Raw genomic sequence first — 17,477 nt, forward strand, 5'->3', positions numbered from 1 at the left:
CTGTTTACTTATTGCCTTCTGTCAGCCTCTCGCGCAGACTCTTTGGCCGTATATCGGGCCAGTTTTGTTCGATATAGTCCAGACATGCGGCGCGCCCGGCTTCGCCGTAAACCACCCGCCAGCCGGCTGGAACATCGGCGAAGGCCGGCCACAAGCTGTGTTGCTCCTCGTCGTTGACGAGGACAAAAAAGCTGCCGCTTTCGTCGTCAAAGGGATTGATACTCACCAGTCCTCCAGACCATCTCGTCGACATGAGTGGAAGCCCCGCCGAGAAACCACATTGGTGGCCAACGACGTCGGTGCGCGATTCCGACCAACTTCCTGGGTGTGACCCATCACGGTGCTCAGTAGGTGATGCAATTCGCGGGGGCCACGGGGTTTCGATGCTGGCGACATCCAGTGCTGCGCGCTACACCGATAGATGCGCCGGTGCGACGTTCCGCAACCGCACAAGCACCGCCCGATCGAGGACGATGTCGCATTTGGCGCTCGTTGGCGGCGCAAACAAGCACCGTATCGATGCCGCCGCTAATCCAGCGGCACTTCGACAGCCTTATCGGAGCATTCATAGCCGGGGATGTTACCCGAGCGGGTGTGACGGCAGTCTCTCTCATGGCCGTCCGACCGATTTAGTCACTACAACGGCGCAGATCGCTCTGTCAGCTCCTGCCATACGCGCGCACCGGAGCCCGTCGAGAAGCCTATTGACGGGATCGACTATCGAGGACCAACGCGGGCGAAATCCTCTACAAGATCAGCTGCGGACGCAACACTTTCGGCGGGTTTAGTCATCCGGGCGCCGATCTCGCGTGCCCGGGCGACACATCGCGGGGCGAGGACAGTGCGAAGGTCCGCGACCAGCGATTCCGCCGTGGTGCTCGACAAGCGCCGGGCGGTACCTACCTGCAGTCGCTTCACCCGGGCTCCCCAAAGCATGTGTTCGAGGTCCGTTGAAAGAATCAACGTGGGCACTCCGGCGCGCAGACCCGCAGCCGTGGTACCCACGCCACCGTGATGCACAACCGCGCGGCAGGCCGGAAAGATGGCCGCGAAGTTGACTGCGCCCACTACCTTGACATGCTCGAAATGCGGGACCCGGCTGAAGTCACTCCAGCCGGCGCATACCAACGCCCGCTCGCCCAATTGCGCGCAAGCCGCGCTGATCATGGCAAGCGTGTCGGCCGGAGAACCGACCGGTATGCTGCCAAACCCAAAGAAGATCGGTGGCGTGCCCGCGGAAATCCACGAAGCAACCTCGCTATCGGGAGCTGCCGGCAACGCCATCGTTAGCGCACCGACAAAGGGCCTTAGCGGGCCATTGGGCCCATTCCATTTCGCCCATTCGGCTGCCAGCCCGGGAAAACACACCGCATCGTAGGCCTGGATTTCCAGAGATCCACGTTCGGCGATCCGTCGCGGCGATGGCTTTGTGGCCTTCGACAGGCCCAGCTCACGGCGCTGCGTATCTTCGAGCTTCTTCGCCGCGCGCCAAGCCACCCACTCATACGCCGTCATTACCGAGCGGCCTAATGGCGCCGGCAGCATCGAAACAAGCTGGCCGTTAGCACGCATCGGCGATATGTGCAGCGTCGCCAACGGAATGTCGTAGTACTCTGCCACGTTGGCGGCGGGCTGTTCAAAATTCACGCTGGTGACGAGCAGATCGGCCCCGTTCGCTAGCGACCTCAGCGTCGTGTTGATCTCCTCCCAGCGCTGGATGACGGGCGACGCGACCTCACGCCGCAACCTGGCCAGCTCCTGGATGTGCCAGAAGTTGCGGAAAAGTAGCGTCCAGAAGTTGGTGTGAGCGTCCACAATGGGCCCGACTTCTGGCCCGTAAGGGACCGCCGCGGGCCCAGCCGCCTCGGCGAAGCCAATAAGGTCGGGCGGAACAGCCATGTGCACGTCGTGCCCGCGACGCAAAAGCTCACGGCCGACAGCGACAGACGGCTCGACATCGCCACGACTTCCATAGCATGCCAGCACAAATTTCATCGCTGATCTTGGCCTTTCACTTCCCTTGCGTGTGCTACGACATGAAAGCGGCAGCCTCACGTCCTTTGCATAGCCGGTGGCAGGGGATGCACTCGATGGCCGAGCACATCGGTAAGAGAACTCCGATTTGCCCAGCAGAGCCTACCGCCTCGAATGCCCGTTTGGCTGCGGGCCGCAGCGTTGCAAAAATGCCGAAAGGCTGCGACCAGCGGTCCGGCGGACATCCCATTAACCGCCACCGATGGAATCCTCCGGACGTGGCTGACGCCGACCATCTCGACAACCGCCGAAGCATGTCACTCAACACGCCCGCGGCGGGCGAAATCTTCCAGGAGATCGGCGGCGGTCGCCACGCTGGCGCCGGGTTCGGTCATGTGGACGGCAATCTCGCGGGCCCGGGCCACGTACTGCGGGCCCAGGACTGTGCGAAGGTCCGCTATCAGCGATTCCCGGGTAGTGCTCGACAAACGGCGATAGGTTCCCACTTCGAGTCGTTTGACCCGGGCTCCCCAGAGCGTCTGATCACCCAACGTCGAAAGGATCAATTGGGGGACTCCGGCGCGCATGCCCGCAGCTGTGGTGCCGGCGCCCCCGTGGTGCACGATCGCGCGGCAGGCGGGGAAGGCGGCCGCGTAATTCAGCGTGCCCACCACCTTGACGCGCTCCACATGGGGGACGCCGCTGAAGTCTGTCGCGGCGGAGCAAACCAACGCACGCTCGCCTAATTGCGCACACGCCGCGCCGATCATGGCGATCGTGTCGGCGGGAGATAGCACTAAAGTGCTGCCAAAACCGAAGAAGATCGGTGGTGTTCCCGCGGCGATCCACGAGGCGACCTCCTCATCAGCATCCGACGCCAACTCCATCGTCAGGGCGCCGACAAAGGGCCTTAAAGGGCCATCGGGCCCATTCCATTTCACCCATTCGGCTGCCAGCCCGGGAAAGCACACCGCGTCGTAGGCCTGGATTTCCAGAGATCCTCGTTCGGCGATCTGCCGTGAGGCAGGGGCCGATGCCTTCGGCAGGCCCAGTTCACGGCGCTGCGCGTCCTCGAGCTTCTTTGTCATGGGCCAACCCAGCCACTCGGACGCTGTCATCGCGAAGCGACCCAACGACGCTGGCAGGATCGGAACGAGCTTGCCGTTAGCCCGCATGGGGAAGGTATGGAGCGTGGCCAAAGGAATGTCGTAATGCTCTGCAACGTTGGCAGCGACCTGCTCGGCGATCACGATGGTGAGTAGCAGATCGGCCTCATTTGCCAATGACGTGAGGGTCGTGCTGGCCTCTTCCCAACACTGAGTGAACAGCTCCCAATCCGCGCGCCGCAATCTGATTAGATCGCGGATCTTCCAGAACTTGCGGAATAGGTGAGTCAACAAGTCGCGGTGCAGGTCCTGCCACGCCCGCGCATTCGGTCCGTAAGCGACGGTGGCAAGCCCAACCGAGTCGGCAAAGTCAACGAGGTCGGGCGCGACTGCCATACACACGTCGTGTCCTCTGCGCAGCAGTTCACGCCCGATCGCCGCGCAAGGCTCGACATCACCGCGAGTTCCATAACTCGCCAGCACAAATTTCATCGCGCGTTTTAGCCTTCCACTTTCTCGTGCATGTCCTGCGGAATGAAAGCGAGAGCGTCGCGTCACTGGAAGTCTAGGCTCAGCGCTAGGAACACCGGAATACAAGATGGGAGTGGCTGGTCCCCGATATCGGGTCCACCTGGAATTAGAGCCAGGTTGTTGTTGATCTGGATTTTAGTTGATGTCGCAGGCTATGGGGTGATGGGTGTGGCTGCATTGGGCAGCGTATTCGGCCGGAGTGCGATAACCCAGCGATGAGTGGCGGTGGCGGTGGTTGTGCTCGTGTTTGAAATCGCTGATCACCACCTTGGCTTCGAGCAGGTCAGTCCAGTAGTTGCGGTTCAGACACTCCTTTCGTAAGCGGCTGTTAAAGGATTCAATGTAGGGGTTTTTCCAGGGCTGACCTGGGGGGATATAGGTCAGCCCGACTTTTCCGTCGCAAAACTGCTGCAACGCTTGAGAAATCAGCTCCGGCCCGTTGTCCATGCGCAGCACCGTGGGCGGACCCCCGGCAGTGGTGAACACTCGCTCGAGCTCGTCGACCAGCGCCTCGGCGGTGATGGAGCGTGCGGTCATGTCCAGCAGCGACTCGCGAGTGTGCTCATCGAGCATCGAGGCGATCTTGACCGACCTGCCGTCGATAGTGGAGTCAAACTGAAAATCCAGCGCCCACACCACCTTGGGGGCATCGGCGATGATCGGCGGCACTGAGGGCACACCACCACGTTTGCGTGGGGAGCGGACGGCGACTTGCAGTCCCTCTTGGCGCCACAGCCGGTGGATCTTCTTCTTGTTGACCTGGTGATGCTCGTCGTAGCGCAACGCCGACCACGCACGGCGAAACCCGTGACAGGGGTGTTTGCGGGCGTAGGAACGCAGCCAGGCCCGCAGATCGGCATCCGGGTCCGCCGGGGTCTGGTCGATACGGACACGTCGGTAGGTTGAGCGGGCCAGCCCAACCGCTTGGCACGCCAACCGTTCTGAGATGCCCTTGACTTCTGTGAGCATGTCCACGGCGCGGCGTTTGGCGGCTGGGCTCAAAATTTTCCCTTGGCCACCTCACGTAGGGCGTCTTTGACGAGCTCGGCCTCGGCCAACAGCCGTTTGAGCCGCCCGTTTTGCTCGCGCAGTTCCTTGAGCTCGCGGGCCGCATCGAGATCCATTCCCCCGTAGGCTCGGCGCCAGTTGTACAGGGTGGCCGCCGATACCCCCAGCTCGGCAGCGATCTGCTCACCGGAGCTGCCGCCGGCGGCCAGCTCATCAGCTCGGCGCAGCTTGCGCACAATGTCTTCGGCGGCATACCTCTTACGACCAGCCATTTCCTTGTCCCTTCCAGCCCACGTTTAGGGCCACGAGACTCTAAAACAAGCTGGACTCATTCACGGGGAACACGCCAGGAGTAGTTGGACCGTGACCGATGGCGATGCCCCGTCTGTGTACCTCGAACAGGTCCGGCGCGACCTCACCCGATACGGGATGGACGAGCGGACGCCCGCGCAATGGCCACTGCGGCGACGCCTACTCCTCAAAGCCTTCAACACCCTTCACCCGATGCTGATGCGCACAAGCCCGTTCGGTCAACGCAAGCGCGACCTCGGTCTCGTCTGGCCCCCAAATGCCGAGACGATGATCGGAATGCAGAGACTCACCAGTTTGCAGCGTTGCGTCGAAACCGTGCTAACCGACGATATCCCCGGCGATCTGATCGAGTGCGGAGTGTGGCGAGGGGGGGCTTGCATCCTGATGCGCGCGGTCCTGGCCGCCTATGCGGACGAGACCAGATGCGTGTGGCTGGCTGATTCGTTCGAAGGCCTGCCGCGCCCGGACACCGCGAACTACACAGCAGACAAATGGATGAGAGGAGATCTCCTTTCGGGCATACTCGCGGTGTCCGAAACGGAGGTCCGGGCAAATTTCCAGCGGTACGGGCTGCTCGATGATCAGGTCCGCTTTCTTCCCGGCTGGTTCAAAGATACGCTCCACGATGCGCCGATCGATCGCATCGCCTTATTAAGACTTGACGGCGACCTATACGAATCCACCATCCAAGCACTCGACGCGCTCTACCCGCGGCTGTCTCCCGGAGGGTTCTGCATCATTGATGACTACCAAATTCTCGCGTGCCGTAAAGCCGTAACGGACTACCGCGCGAAACACGAAGTAACTGCCGAGATCGTCGACATAGATGGGTCTGCTGTGTTGTGGCGTAAGTAGCGAAGACCACCAGGGCGCCGCCGGGAGGGCGCAGCGGCAGAAGAGTCCCGCTCCCCCTCACTTGACCCGCAAGACAAAACCGGCCTGGTCACCACGGCCCTGCCGATTGAGTTTTTTCGCGCGTTTTTCCCACTCCCAGATTTGCTTGAGTCCAAACATCCGTAAAATTTTGGGATCAGTTACTGCAACATCGCGCCGATAGGCTTCGCTACCCATAAACTGACCTAACGTCGAATCGTCGAATGTTTCCTCCACTCGAAAACCGGCGCGTTCAGCTGCAAGCGCCATTCCCTGCCGTGAAGGTACTACGATATGCCGAGGCGCATCGATTTGTACCCAATCCGCGCCATACGTCGCCCACGCTTCGGATGAAGTCGTCGGCAGACGCACTAAGCAAATTCCTCCCGAAGCGAGTTTCTCGTGCGTCAGCTTAAGCGCCGAGACAAACTCGGGAAGATGTTCGAGCGAATGATTGAACATAATGAAATCGAATTCGCCAGTTACTTCACTTAAGCCTTGCTTCATGAGCGGCACACCACCAGGCGTCTCGCCGTTGGCCGCGATGAACGGGTCCGCGCCAGACAAGTTGTTGAATCCAACTTTGGCCAACCGGTCAAGCAGCGCACCGTCGCCACAGCCCACGTCCAGAATTCGCGCGCCGCGCTCCACCCCGAGACCAGCAAGCATTCTGACGACATCGCCGCCGAGGAGAACCCGGATGACGCCGTCTGGCACGGGCAACTTCATGAAAGTACCGACCAGCCGACCTCCACTGCGCAACTTAGCGCGATCCTGCTGCGAAATCAGCCACCGAAGAACGCTCGGCTGAGCCGTAGCGTTGTATGAGTAATAATTGTGAGGGTAGTGTCGCATAAGGTCTTCACCCTCGAGCGCGTTAACAATCTGCAGAGTCTCGCATGCGGAACAGCTATAATATTCAAACTGTTCCTGAGTTCCGAACATCATCTCGCGAACTACAGTAGTTTGATGGGGACCAGTCGATTCGCATAGCCGGCATTCTTTGACAACCTCGTTCACTTGACCCTCCTCGACCAGGAACTCTACGTCACAGGAAAGCACATCAGGTCCTCGGTCGCCAGCCGATGACTATGCGACCTGGCGGGACGGCGCCGAATTCGATTAGCCGTCGAGCCGGCAGAACGGCTGTAGGCGCCAAGTAACGATAGCAGTGACGCTCGAGTTCCTTTGTTTGTTGCGTAGTTTCAATTCCAGCGGCACGCTAACGCGTAGGAACGTGCTTAACGGCGCCATCGAAATGCCCCATCCTCAGGCAGGTACGAGGTTCACTCGGACGAATGCCATCGAAAAGCATGCTGAAGCCGTATGGAAGGTCCCGCCGGTTGCACGGCTCAGCCCCAACACCGGCAATCAAAATCGGCGCCAACTAAGCGCAGAAAAGCCCAAAGAAGATTCACAGGCCAGCAGATAGCGCCACAGTGTAGTGTTCCGGCCGTGTGGACCTCAGTCCTGGGGCTGGCGCTTCTGTTAGCGCTCGACCCGGTACGCCTTGGCATCACCCTTCTCATGACCTCCCGGCCACGTCCTGTGCCAAACCTGGCCTCCTACTGGGTCGGCAGCCTGACAGCGTGTGTTCTCACCCTGTTGATTCCGCTAATGGTGCTGCACTGGACGCCGATATTTTCCTCAATTGAACATTGGACCGCGCCAGCTGCCAACTCCACCGTCCGGCACGTCCTCATCGGCATGGGCGTGCTCACGTTAGCGATCGCCGCACTAATGGCACTGCACTCGCTGGCCCGCCGGCACCAGCGCGCCTACCTGCCGACAGCGCCCGGCAACACATCAACCCTGGAGCCACACTCCCATACACCGCCCGCAATCTCGCGGCTGTTGAGGCGCGCGCAGGATGCGGCGACAGATGGTAGCTCCAGAGTCCGGCGACTACTCGGCCGTGGCCACAATGCCTGGGAGAATGGGTCCCTGTGGGTCGCTTGGGTAATCGGTTTTACATTTGCCGGGGCGCCCCCCTTGCCGGTGCTATTCATACTCGCAACCGTCGTGGGCTCTGGAGCCGCGATCGGCACGCAGTTCAGCGCCGTCGTCGCGTTCGTCGTCGCAATGCTCGCGGTTGTCGAGGTTATCCTCGCTAGCTACTTGGTCACGCCGACGAAGACCCAGGCGGTGCTACAACTGCTGCACGACTGGGCATTGGCTCACCGCCGACAGATCCTGGTGGCCATCTTGGCGGTAGTCGGGGTGTCGCTACTGGCCAGCGGCATGGCCAGCGGCTGAGCTGGCTCCTTTTGCGCAGCCGCTCCAAACCAAAATTCGGCATGACGGTCATCTTGCGACACCGGTTACTTGGGTTCCGCGGCTAACCGTGCAAGCCGAAATCAGTGGATAGGCTCCTTAACCGCCAACTTTCTCGGGCCCCTCCGGCTCCGCGGTAGGACGCTGGGAACGGCGCAGACGAACAAGAAAAGGCCAGCGAGAAGGCCAGGAAAGCGCCGTCGACGGCGCAGCCGCGGGGTCGGCAGGGGACTCAGCATGAGCGCCACCGCGTGGGGCCTCTAGGGCGAGGATCATCTTCGACTGAATCGCAATGATCCGCTCGCGCTCGGCGGCCCGGGCCTCGGCGATCTCAGCGCGGCGACGCCAGTCTTCCACCTGGGCGGCGGCGGTCTCCAGCTCAACGGTGACCTCATCCGCATCAGGCTCCTCCGCGGCAAGACCACGCCAGCCTCCCGCCGGGGCGGCGGCGGTCCCCAGCTCAAGGCCGATCTCCTTAGCGTGGGACTCGCATTCGGTGACACGGCGCCAGTCGTGCACCACAGTGGCCTCAAGGGTAACCTTGGCCTGCTCACCGTGGGACTCGCATTCGGTGACGCGGCGCCAGTCGTGCATCTGTGCGGCCAGGCTGCCGTCATCGGTTACAACGCCCATGCTGCCAAGGTGTCTGCCCAGACTCTGCCCCTCAACACGGGTATCCACAGATGGCGGCCGACCGGCCTCGAACCCGATTTCACGCATCGTCTCTACGGAAATGCGCCATTGGCCGCTAGCGTCCCGCTTGCGTAGTTCCAGGCTCCGTTTGCCGTGAGTTCGCCGGCGCGGCGTTGAATCGTGCGCTTGCTGACGCCATCGAGTTTCATCGCCTGATTCGTAGTCTGGGTTGTACATGACCATGGTCTCCGATAATGGGAGCGGGAGCATGAAAATCCCTGCTGCGACACGCAACCGAGCCCATCCAACGCTTCGATTGCTGTGGCTCTTTTCTCGAGATTCGGGATTGATCGGTTCGCGCCTCGCAACCGACTAAGTGATAATGCCAATCCCTAGTGTGACCGCAGGCCGACACCCTAACGTCGGCATATCGGTTCGAGGTTACGTGTGACCGCCATGATGTTGAACCGAAAGCACTTGGCCGTGCGACCGCAAAGAGTCGATCGATCTGCGATGGCAGCGAATCAATACCTGTCGCGCGCCATGCCCCGGCCGGCCGCCGCTGTGTTGTCGCACCACCTGGCCTAAGACCTGTCAGCCGTCTCTCGATCTATTGGAGATACCACGAGCTATTGGAGATACCACGAGTTGGCCCGCATCCAATCGACGGTGCGGCCGATCCCTTCTTCGATATCAACACGGAGGCGCCATCCCAACTCCCGCTGGGCCTTGGTCGTGTCGGGGATACGACGAGGAATGTCCTCGTAGTGAGCACCATAGTGCGCAGCGGCATCAACAAATTCGGCGCTAGTCACCGAATCGACATTTGCAATCTTGATCGCCAAGCCAACGACATCCCGAATAGTCGTCTCGGTCATGCTCCCAATGTTGTAGGCCTCACCGATTGCCACGTTGCTGTCGGCAGCGAGCAACGTGCCGGCGATGGCGTCGTCGACGTAGGTAAAACACCGTGTCTGCTCTCCCGTGTCGTAGAGCAACGGTGGGTGACCGTTGAGGATCCGATGAATGCTCTGCGAGATCACGAAAATCGGATTCTGCCGCGGTCCGTAGACGTTGAAATAGCGCACGACCGTTACCGGTAGTGCGTAGGTCGTGTACATCGCAAAAGCGAGGTGCTCGGCCATGGCTTTGCTGGTGCTGTAGCTCCAGCGCGAAACCCGCGTCGAACCGAGGACTCGATCGTCGTCCTCAGCGAACGGTGGACTCGGGTTCTTCCCAAACACCTCAGAGGTGCTGGCCAACACCATGTGCGCCCCGTACCGATGGCAAAGGTCGAGGACGTTGCGAGTACCAGCCACGTTGACATCGACAACTCTGAGCGGATTTTCGACGTAGTTCTTGACACCAACCACCGCGGCCAGGTGGAAGACCGTGTCGACACTAGACGTCACCGCTTTTTCCAGAGCCGACAAATCGGTGATATCGCCCGGCACGAACCGGAAGTTGGTGTGCCCGTCGAAGTCGATACCGCGGTCGCGAGTGTCCCCCTTTGCGACGTCGAAAACCGTGACCGAGTCTCCCCTGCCCAGTAACGCCGAGACCAGGTGCGACCCGATGAAACCGTAGCCGCCTGTCACTACGACGTTGGACATCTTTGCTCTTTCATGCCACGTGTCGGCTTACGTTCACCTATCGGCCGATGCCCTTGTATACGAGGCCAGCGGCGCGCACTGCTGCCGGGTCGAAGCTGTTGCGCCCATCCAGGAAAACGCATCTGGTCGACACCAGGTCCGCGAGCCGGACCAGCGGGATCTGATGAAACTGCCGGTGGCCCGTTAGAAGCACCAACGCATCGGCGCCCTCGACCGCCGTCTCGATGTCTGCGGTCAGGGGCATCTTCGTGACTGTGAGAGCCTCAGCGTCGGTCACCCATGGGTCATGGATCGAAAGCTCGCAGCCGGTCTCCTCAAGCAAAGCAACGACATGTTTGGTGGGCGTCAGCCGACAATCGCCGGTGTTGTTTTTGAACGCTATGCCCAGCACCGCAATCTTGCTTTTCTTGATTTGTTTTCCTTGTTCGGCGAGGAGCTGCTCAAGTAGCTCGTAGGTGTGAGCAGGCATCGCGTCATTGACGGTTCTCGACGTACGAGGGATTGCCAGGTCTAGCCCTAGGGACTTTCCCAGGTGGTCGACGAACCACGGATCCTTCGTCAGGCAGTAGCCGCCGACCCCCATGCTCGGCATCAAAATATTCACATCGTGGCTGCCTTTGGGCATCGTGTTCGCCGCTCCGATGACTTGAAGAACGTCCATCCCGAGCCGGTCGCATAGCTTGGCCAGCTCGTTCGCCAGCGCGACATTGAGATCGATCCAGAGGTTGTCGGCAAGCTTGACCATCTCGGCGGTGCGCGGGTCGTTGACGACAATGGAATGCACTCCCAAGGCATGCCGCCACAGCGCGGAGCAGGCCCGGGCGCTGCGCTCATCGATAGCACCGACCACGATGGGGATCGACGTCAGCTCGTGGATGGCTTGGCCTTCGGCCAGTCGCTCGGGGCAGAACGCCAACCCGAAATCGACCCCTGCCCGCAGTCCAGACGCCTCTTCAAGGATCGGCCTAAAGACACGTTCGGTGGTGTCGGGTGGCACTGTGCTCTTGAGGATCACGAGGTGGCCGGCATGCAAATGCTCTCCTACCGAACGCGCTGCCGCCGTAATGTCGTCGACGATGGGCTCGAAGTCTGGGCCAAGCGGCGTGCCAACGTTCACAATGACGAAATCATTTTCCGAAAGAATGCCGAAGTCGGTCGTGGCACAAAGCCGCCCGACTCGTACGCTGTTGGAAACAAGTTCGTTGAGCCCTGGCTCCGGCACGGTGGCTGCGTCCAGATGCCGGTGTAAAAGGCAGGGCCAGTTTCGCTCCGCTGTTAGCATACGGGCGTCTGGTTCGGCGGCAGGTCGATTCGCGGGTTGGGGGTTGTACGGGCCGGTCGTGGTTCGTGCGCCGGCGATGTTTGGGCTATGAGGGCGCTGGTGGTTGTTTCTGCGTGGTCGAGGTGGCGACCGCAGGCGATTCGGGACGCTGACCAGTGGCGCGACGCGATGCCGCGGTGATGAGGGTGCGCTGCCAGTCGGGTGGGACCGCAGCGAAGATTCCGCGGTCGATAGTGGCCAGCGCCTGTGCAGCGACCTCGGCGGGGTCGATGCCGTCGGTGGACATGCCTGTCGAGACCAGGGCGGGGCAGATCATGCTCACGCCGATCGGCGTGTCGGCCAGTGCCAGCGCGGTGTGTTCGGCCACGGCCACGACGGCGTGCTTGGAGGGTCCGTAAGCGCCGCCGCTGGGAAAGGTCAGCACCCCAGCCAATGAGCCGGTGATCAGGATGTGCGCGGGCTGGTTCGCGGCCAGCAGTCTGGGTACGAACGCACGCAAGCCGTTGACAACGCCACCGACGTTGACCGCGAACACCCTGTTCCAGTCAGGAGCGGCCACTTCCCACGGAGCACCAAAGCTCCTACCGGTGATTCCGGCGTTCAGGCACACGACCCGGGCGTCGCCGGCGGCTTCAGCGAGCGATTCGACCGCATCCGGCATGGCAACGTCAGTGGGAACCGCTTGTGCCCCCAGTGACTGCGAAACTTCGCTCAATGTGACGGTGTCGATGTCGGCGAGCACGAGGTTGGCTCCACGGTCGGCCAGTGCATGCGCCAACGCGCGCCCGATGCCACTAGCTGCGCCGGTCACCACCGCTGTCATCCCATTCAGATCCACATTGTGCAGGCTATCGACCACGGCCACGCCGCCGTGGCAAACGGTTTCCCTCACCTCCCCTTACTGGGACCGGGTGGGCGTCGTCACGCGTGCGTGCGCCTCGCTACGCCGTGGCGGAGACGGGATCTGCCTGGCCGGTAGGTGCTTGACTTTGAGGCGGTCGCAGTTGGCGGGGTGAGTCGAGCAGGGATCGGCGTAGGTCTTGCAGCAGTCGGGTGCCGACCGGTGTCATGGTGAGGCCGCGCCAACCGGCCGAGGCGCGGTCGAGCACGGCCCACACCAGGCTGATGGCGCTGGTCTCGCCGGGGAATCGGCCAATGACCTTGGTCCGTCGCTTAGTTTCTCCAAAGGAGCGCTCAATGAAATTTGAGTGCCGAACGCGGCCATGGTGTTCAACCGGAAACCGCAGATAGGCGGTCAGCCCTGCTTTGTCGGTGAGCAGGATCCGCATAGCCGCCGGGTAGAGGTCGGAGTATTTAGCGGCGAACGCCTCGATCCGCTTGTCGACGATCTCAACCAGCTGCGGTCCCGGCTCGATACCCAGGCCGGTGGTATCAAAAATCGCCCAGTATCCGTCACGGACCTCGACTTGCATCCCGGTGGGGATCTTCGCAAGCACGTTGCGAAGGCGATGAATAAGACATCTCTGGCGCAACGCTTTTGGGTAGATTTGTTCGATGGCTGCGATCAGTCCCTTGGCGCCGTCAGAGACGATCAGCAGCGGAGTGGCAAGACCGCGTTCGCGCAGGTCGGTCAGGAAGTCGGACCACGCGTCGGTGGACTCTCCGGTCCCGGGTGACAATCCGACGAACACGGGTTTGCCCTCGGTGGTGACGCCCCAGGCGGCGAGCACAGGCTCGGCCGGCGACCCGGGATGCATCCGAAAGAAACTGGCGTCCAAAAACAGGTAGTCCAGAGCGATCTCACCGAGTGGGCGACGAGCCCACGCCTGGTATTCGGCCCGGATCGCCTTACAGACTTCCGAAACCGCGGACTTGGAGATCGCCGCCTGATCGCCGAGCGCTTCAGCGAGGGTGGCCTTGACATCCCGGACGGACAGGCCGCGGATGAACGAGGCGATCACCAGCGTTTCCAGGGCGTTGGTTTTCGTCACATGCTTACCGAACAGCCGAGAGGCGAACGCTTGCATGGTGCCACGCAGTTTCGGCCGCTCCAAGGTGACCGCACCTGTGGTGGTCTTGATGGTCACCGGCCGATATCCGTTGCGCGAACCGCCGTTAGCGTCGGCACAGGCGGCGGTACGTTGGTAGCGTTCACGACCGAGGAACTCGGTGACCTCAGCCTCCAGGGCCGCCTGCATCAGTAGCTGGGCGCCGAGGCGGGCGATTTCTTCAAGGATTTCAGGCAGTTCCCGATCCTCGGCGAACAGGGCGTCGATTTTGGTGCGGATACGGTCGGTCGCTGATACGCGGACAGGCACGGGCGTGACTCCTTCTTCGCAGACTTGCAGGTCGTGAAGCGGAACCTACGCGCGTGCTCCCTATTTACACCGGATCCCGGACACGACCGGCACGGTTGTCTTACCCAGGTTGATCTCGTCGACAACGTCTCGTCTGACGTCAATCCCCGTGACCGGCCAACCTCGGTCAGCCAACACCGCACCAATTACCGTGCCGATGTAGCCGAAGCCCACGACCGCGATCCCCGACTGCTTGCCGCGCACCAAGAGATCAATCTCAGCGTCACTACGTCCGAACACGCCTAAAGGCATCGCGGATCCTAGCCTTTCGCTTCCCGCACGCGTTCTGCGAAATGAAAGCAGGGCCTCGCGTTTCCGGCTCAGCCGCCTGTCAATATAACCCATTAGCTGTACTGTCGCCTACCTGCGCCATCGAACCTGAATCCAGGTATTTCGGACAAATCCGATCAAGCTACGCGCACAGCGAATCACCCTGGTCAGGTATCAAGCCCAAGGCAACAACTCCAACGCAGTGTTGGTCGGCTAGCCGCGCACTGGCTGGACGAGTTTTACTCTCATGTGATGAATCGATTCGCATTCCCCAAACGGTCGCGTCTCATCGCTGGTGTAAATGGTCACGGGCGTAGGTTCCGTCGCAACCGACGAAAGCTATGAAGGAGGGGCTACGCCCGTGACCAAGCGAGTATCGCCGATTGAGCGTGTGCGTGTTGAGATGGATCAGTTGTTCGCCGCGACCGAGCGGCCGTTGACCGAGATTTTGGAGGAGGTCGGGCGGTTATCGGTGCGTCTGGTGTTTCAGGTCGCCGTGGAGGCCGAGGTAGAAGCAGTGTTGGGCCGAGCCCGTCACCAGCGTCGGGTTCAGGACGGCCCGGGCGGGTACCGCAATGGGTATCAACCGCCGGCGACGGTGAAGACCACGATGGGCTCGGTCGAATTATGCCGCCCGAAACTACGCGACACCGACGAGCGGTTCTGTTCGCGGCTATTCGGTGCCGGGGTGACGCGCACCCACGCTCTGGAGGCGTTGGTGATTTCGGGATGGGTGCGCGGTTTGTCGGATCGCGACATCGAGGCCGCGTTGGCCGAGGTGCTGGGCTCGCAGGCGGCGTTGTCGCGCTCGACGGTGAGCCGGATTTGTGCGGCCATCAAAGACGAGTTCGCTGCGTGGTCGTCTCGACGCCTTGATGAGCTGGTGTTGGACTACCTGTTCTTGGATGCCTCGAACTTTCGGATGCATCCCAACGCCCCGGCCGAGCCGGTGCTGGCCGCCTGGGGCATCTGCACCGACGGCAAGCCCCTGTTTATTGGGCTGGCCCCAGCCGCAGCGGAGTCGGCTGATGCGTGGGCCGACTTCTTGGCTGACCTGAGGAACCGGGGACTACGCCCGCCGCTACTGGGCATCTCCGACGGGGCGCCGGGCCTGATCGCCGCATGGGAGACCACGTTTCCGGCAAGCCTGCGTCAGCGGTGTCTGATCCATCGCTGCCGTAACGTCATCGCCAAGACACCTGTCGCGGTCCAGGACGAGATCAAAGCCGCGTTCTGGTCGATCTTCGATGACATTGACCAGCCACCCGGCCAGCAGGCCGTGGATGAAGCCACCCGCCGCGCCGAGGAGTTCACCACCACATACCGCGGGCTCTACCCAGCCGCGGTCGCTTGCCTGGCCAACGACTTCGCCTCGCTGAGCGTGCATTTGCGCTTCCCCCGCCAACACTGGACACGCATCCGCCATTCCAACCTCATCGAACGCACCTTCGGAGAATCCCGTCGCCGGGTCAAGGTCATCGGCCGCCTACCCGGCGAAACCAGCTGTCTGTCGCTGGTATGGGCCGTCCTCGACCGCGCCAGCCGCGGCTGGCGCGGAGTCACCCAAACATCAGCGACCAGCCGCCACCTCCAAGAACTACGCCACCAACTGCTCGAGCCACCCCGCCCACTGCATCCCCCCACCACAACAACCACGACCGACACCACCGCCGCGTAACATGACCACCAGGAACATGCGCCCAGCGTTTTTACACCAGTCCTAAGACGCCACCCCCCAAACCTCCCGCCACCCCGCACAGCCTGGCTCTTTGCGACCAGAAGATCACGACGCAGAGCGACACGGGCGCATCTTTGGCCATCGGAGGCTGATCAATGCCAGTCCGGATACGTCGCGCACGTGCGTCCTTTCTCGGCCGCACATCCACCGGTGACGCGCGGCTGGATAATCGACTCGCGTTAGTAGACGAGGGCTTATTCGCAGGGCATCGGGCCGCTGGCCTGAATTTGGTCATCCAGTGCGTGTGGATTTATGAGCACGCAGTCGACTTCGATGGACTAAAGCGTTTTCACCAGCAGCTCAGCCATGGGTTCCTAGGACGGCGCATCGAGCGATCACCACTTCCGTTCTCCCGTCCTCGATGGGTTCTGGATCGGGAGCGGCTAGAAATCGAAATCGCAGACGCTCGTCCACGCACCCAGCTCAGCGACTGGGCCGATGAACGCTCACAACTGTCTATTGATCCGGAATGGGGGCCGGGTTGGCATATTGGTGTCCTTCCGCTGACTGATGGTACGACCGCGGTAAGCCTGGTGCTTTCCCACTATCTGCTGGACGGTCTCGGGCTTGCCTTGGCGGTAGTAGATGCGGCACTGGGCAACACGCGTAATCTCGGCTACCCACCGCCACGCTCCCGCACTCGGACACGCGCGGTAGCCCAAGACGCCCGCCTTACAGCAAAAGATATTCCCGAGGTTTTCCGGGCGATTGGCACGGCGACGAAATTGGCCCGCCGCGCTCGGGCCGATGCCGGCCGAGCAGCGGCGCCGAGACGCGTCACCCTCGGTGCAACTGACGGCGATGACGCTGTCGTTGTGCCGGCCGTCTGGGTCCAGATCGATCGCGGTGATTGGGACGCGCGCGCACAGGCGCTCGGCGCAACGACCAACACGTTGGTCGCGGGTCTGGCCGCAAAACTCGGAGAGCGCACCGGGCGGCGACGGACCAGTGACGGCGCGGTCACCCTGCAACTCCCCATCAACGATCGCACTGAAGGTGATACGCGCGCGAACGCGATGTCGATTGCAAGCGTCAGCCTCGATCCGACCCGGGTCATGCTGGATTTGCGCGACGTGCGCACCACCGTCAAGCAGACGCTGCAGGCTTTGCGGGAGACGCCAGATGAATCCCTGCGGCTGCGCTCACTGATCCCGTTCACGCCGAAGCGAGCGCTGAAACGGATGGTCGATGCGGGGCTCACCGACCCCGATCTACCGCTGCTTTGCTCCAATCTCGGCGACTTCAACCCGTTGGTGCGCCGACTCGATGGCACTGACGGCGAGCTAGTCATGACGCGGGTAACGGGACAACACGTGACGCGACAATGGCTCGAGCAAACGGGCGGCCAGATGACGATACAGTCGTGGCGCACCGGCGGGCCAACAATTTACATCACCGTCAACTCCTATCGGCCGGGCGCTGACAACACGAAACGCGCATTGCGCGAACTGGTTGCGAGTGTGTTGGCTGAATTCAATCTGAACGGCAAGATCGACTAATGAAACGCGCCTGCCAATCCAGTCTTAGGACCTGGTCGGGCGACGA

The 17,477-nt window shown here is 61.7% G+C and carries 15 protein-coding genes; 4 read left to right on the plus strand and 11 right to left on the minus strand.

Annotated features, from left to right (window positions below; genetic code table 11):
* Positions 1-4: 4 nt before the first annotated feature.
* From ACO07W_RS07195 to ACO07W_RS07210, 4 genes are all read right to left on the minus strand, one after another.
* Positions 5-226, minus strand: a complete 222-nt coding sequence (locus tag ACO07W_RS07195; protein ID WP_421841965.1) for an MbtH family protein — start codon at positions 224-226, stop codon at positions 5-7.
* A 491-nt stretch (positions 227-717) separates the two neighbouring features.
* A complete protein-coding gene (locus ACO07W_RS07200) occupies positions 718-1,995 on the minus strand; it encodes a glycosyltransferase (protein ID WP_421841967.1) in 1,278 nt (425 codons plus the stop codon).
* A 296-nt stretch (positions 1,996-2,291) separates the two neighbouring features.
* Complete coding sequence (locus tag ACO07W_RS07205) at positions 2,292-3,572, minus strand: glycosyltransferase (protein WP_421841969.1); 1,281 nt, start codon at positions 3,570-3,572, stop codon at positions 2,292-2,294.
* Positions 3,573-3,746: 174 nt separating this feature from the next.
* Positions 3,747-4,891, minus strand: a protein-coding gene (locus tag ACO07W_RS07210; RefSeq protein WP_421840069.1) for an IS3 family transposase whose coding sequence is annotated in 2 segments (ribosomal slippage) — positions 3,747-4,624 and positions 4,624-4,891 — 1,146 coding nt in all. Because the reading frame shifts where the segments join, the coding sequence is not laid out codon by codon here.
* A 91-nt stretch (positions 4,892-4,982) separates the two neighbouring features.
* Here ACO07W_RS07210 and ACO07W_RS07215 point away from each other — a divergent pair.
* Positions 4,983-5,786, plus strand: coding sequence for a TylF/MycF/NovP-related O-methyltransferase (locus ACO07W_RS07215; RefSeq protein WP_421841971.1), 804 nt, complete (start codon positions 4,983-4,985; stop codon positions 5,784-5,786).
* A gap of 57 nt (positions 5,787-5,843) precedes the next feature.
* On the opposite strand, the gene ACO07W_RS07220 is transcribed toward ACO07W_RS07215, so the two are convergent.
* Entirely contained in the window at positions 5,844-6,752 is a 909-nt protein-coding gene (locus ACO07W_RS07220; RefSeq protein WP_421845854.1) for a class I SAM-dependent methyltransferase, read from the minus strand.
* A 507-nt stretch (positions 6,753-7,259) separates the two neighbouring features.
* Here ACO07W_RS07220 and ACO07W_RS07225 point away from each other — a divergent pair.
* Positions 7,260-8,060, plus strand: a complete 801-nt coding sequence (locus ACO07W_RS07225) for a GAP family protein (protein WP_421841973.1) — start codon at positions 7,260-7,262, stop codon at positions 8,058-8,060.
* A gap of 117 nt (positions 8,061-8,177) precedes the next feature.
* Here the strand turns inward: ACO07W_RS07225 and ACO07W_RS07230 are convergent, their stop codons facing one another.
* The 6 genes from ACO07W_RS07230 to ACO07W_RS07255 form a co-directional block, all read right to left on the minus strand.
* Positions 8,178-8,711: a hypothetical protein gene (locus ACO07W_RS07230; RefSeq protein WP_421841975.1), complete on the minus strand. Its 534-nt coding sequence runs from the start codon at positions 8,709-8,711 to the stop codon at positions 8,178-8,180.
* Between the two features lie 629 nt (positions 8,712-9,340).
* Positions 9,341-10,324, minus strand: coding sequence for an NAD-dependent epimerase/dehydratase family protein (locus ACO07W_RS07235; RefSeq protein ID WP_421841977.1), 984 nt, complete (start codon positions 10,322-10,324; stop codon positions 9,341-9,343).
* A gap of 37 nt (positions 10,325-10,361) precedes the next feature.
* Positions 10,362-11,546: a nucleotide sugar dehydrogenase gene (locus ACO07W_RS07240; protein WP_421841979.1), complete on the minus strand. Its 1,185-nt coding sequence runs from the start codon at positions 11,544-11,546 to the stop codon at positions 10,362-10,364.
* A gap of 145 nt (positions 11,547-11,691) precedes the next feature.
* Entirely contained in the window at positions 11,692-12,498 is an 807-nt protein-coding gene (locus ACO07W_RS07245) for an SDR family NAD(P)-dependent oxidoreductase (RefSeq protein WP_421839996.1), read from the minus strand.
* 49 nt (positions 12,499-12,547) lie between these two features.
* Positions 12,548-13,885, minus strand: coding sequence for an IS256 family transposase (locus ACO07W_RS07250; protein WP_421840121.1), 1,338 nt, complete (start codon positions 13,883-13,885; stop codon positions 12,548-12,550).
* A 60-nt stretch (positions 13,886-13,945) separates the two neighbouring features.
* Complete coding sequence (locus ACO07W_RS07255) at positions 13,946-14,176, minus strand: 3-hydroxyacyl-CoA dehydrogenase NAD-binding domain-containing protein (RefSeq protein WP_421841981.1); 231 nt, start codon at positions 14,174-14,176, stop codon at positions 13,946-13,948.
* Positions 14,177-14,597: 421 nt separating this feature from the next.
* On the opposite strand from ACO07W_RS07255, the gene ACO07W_RS07260 reads away from it, so the two are divergent.
* Both ACO07W_RS07260 and ACO07W_RS07265 read left to right on the plus strand, forming a co-directional pair.
* Positions 14,598-15,872 carry an IS256 family transposase gene (locus ACO07W_RS07260; protein WP_421840071.1) on the plus strand — a complete coding sequence of 425 codons (1,275 nt, stop codon included), beginning with the start codon at positions 14,598-14,600 and terminating at the stop codon, positions 15,870-15,872.
* A gap of 155 nt (positions 15,873-16,027) precedes the next feature.
* A complete protein-coding gene (locus ACO07W_RS07265; RefSeq protein ID WP_421841983.1) occupies positions 16,028-17,431 on the plus strand; it encodes a hypothetical protein in 1,404 nt (467 codons plus the stop codon).
* Positions 17,432-17,477 lie beyond the last annotated feature (46 nt).

This window comes from Mycobacterium sp. (genome assembly GCF_965230835.1).
Lineage (GTDB): Bacteria > Actinomycetota > Actinomycetes > Mycobacteriales > Mycobacteriaceae > Mycobacterium.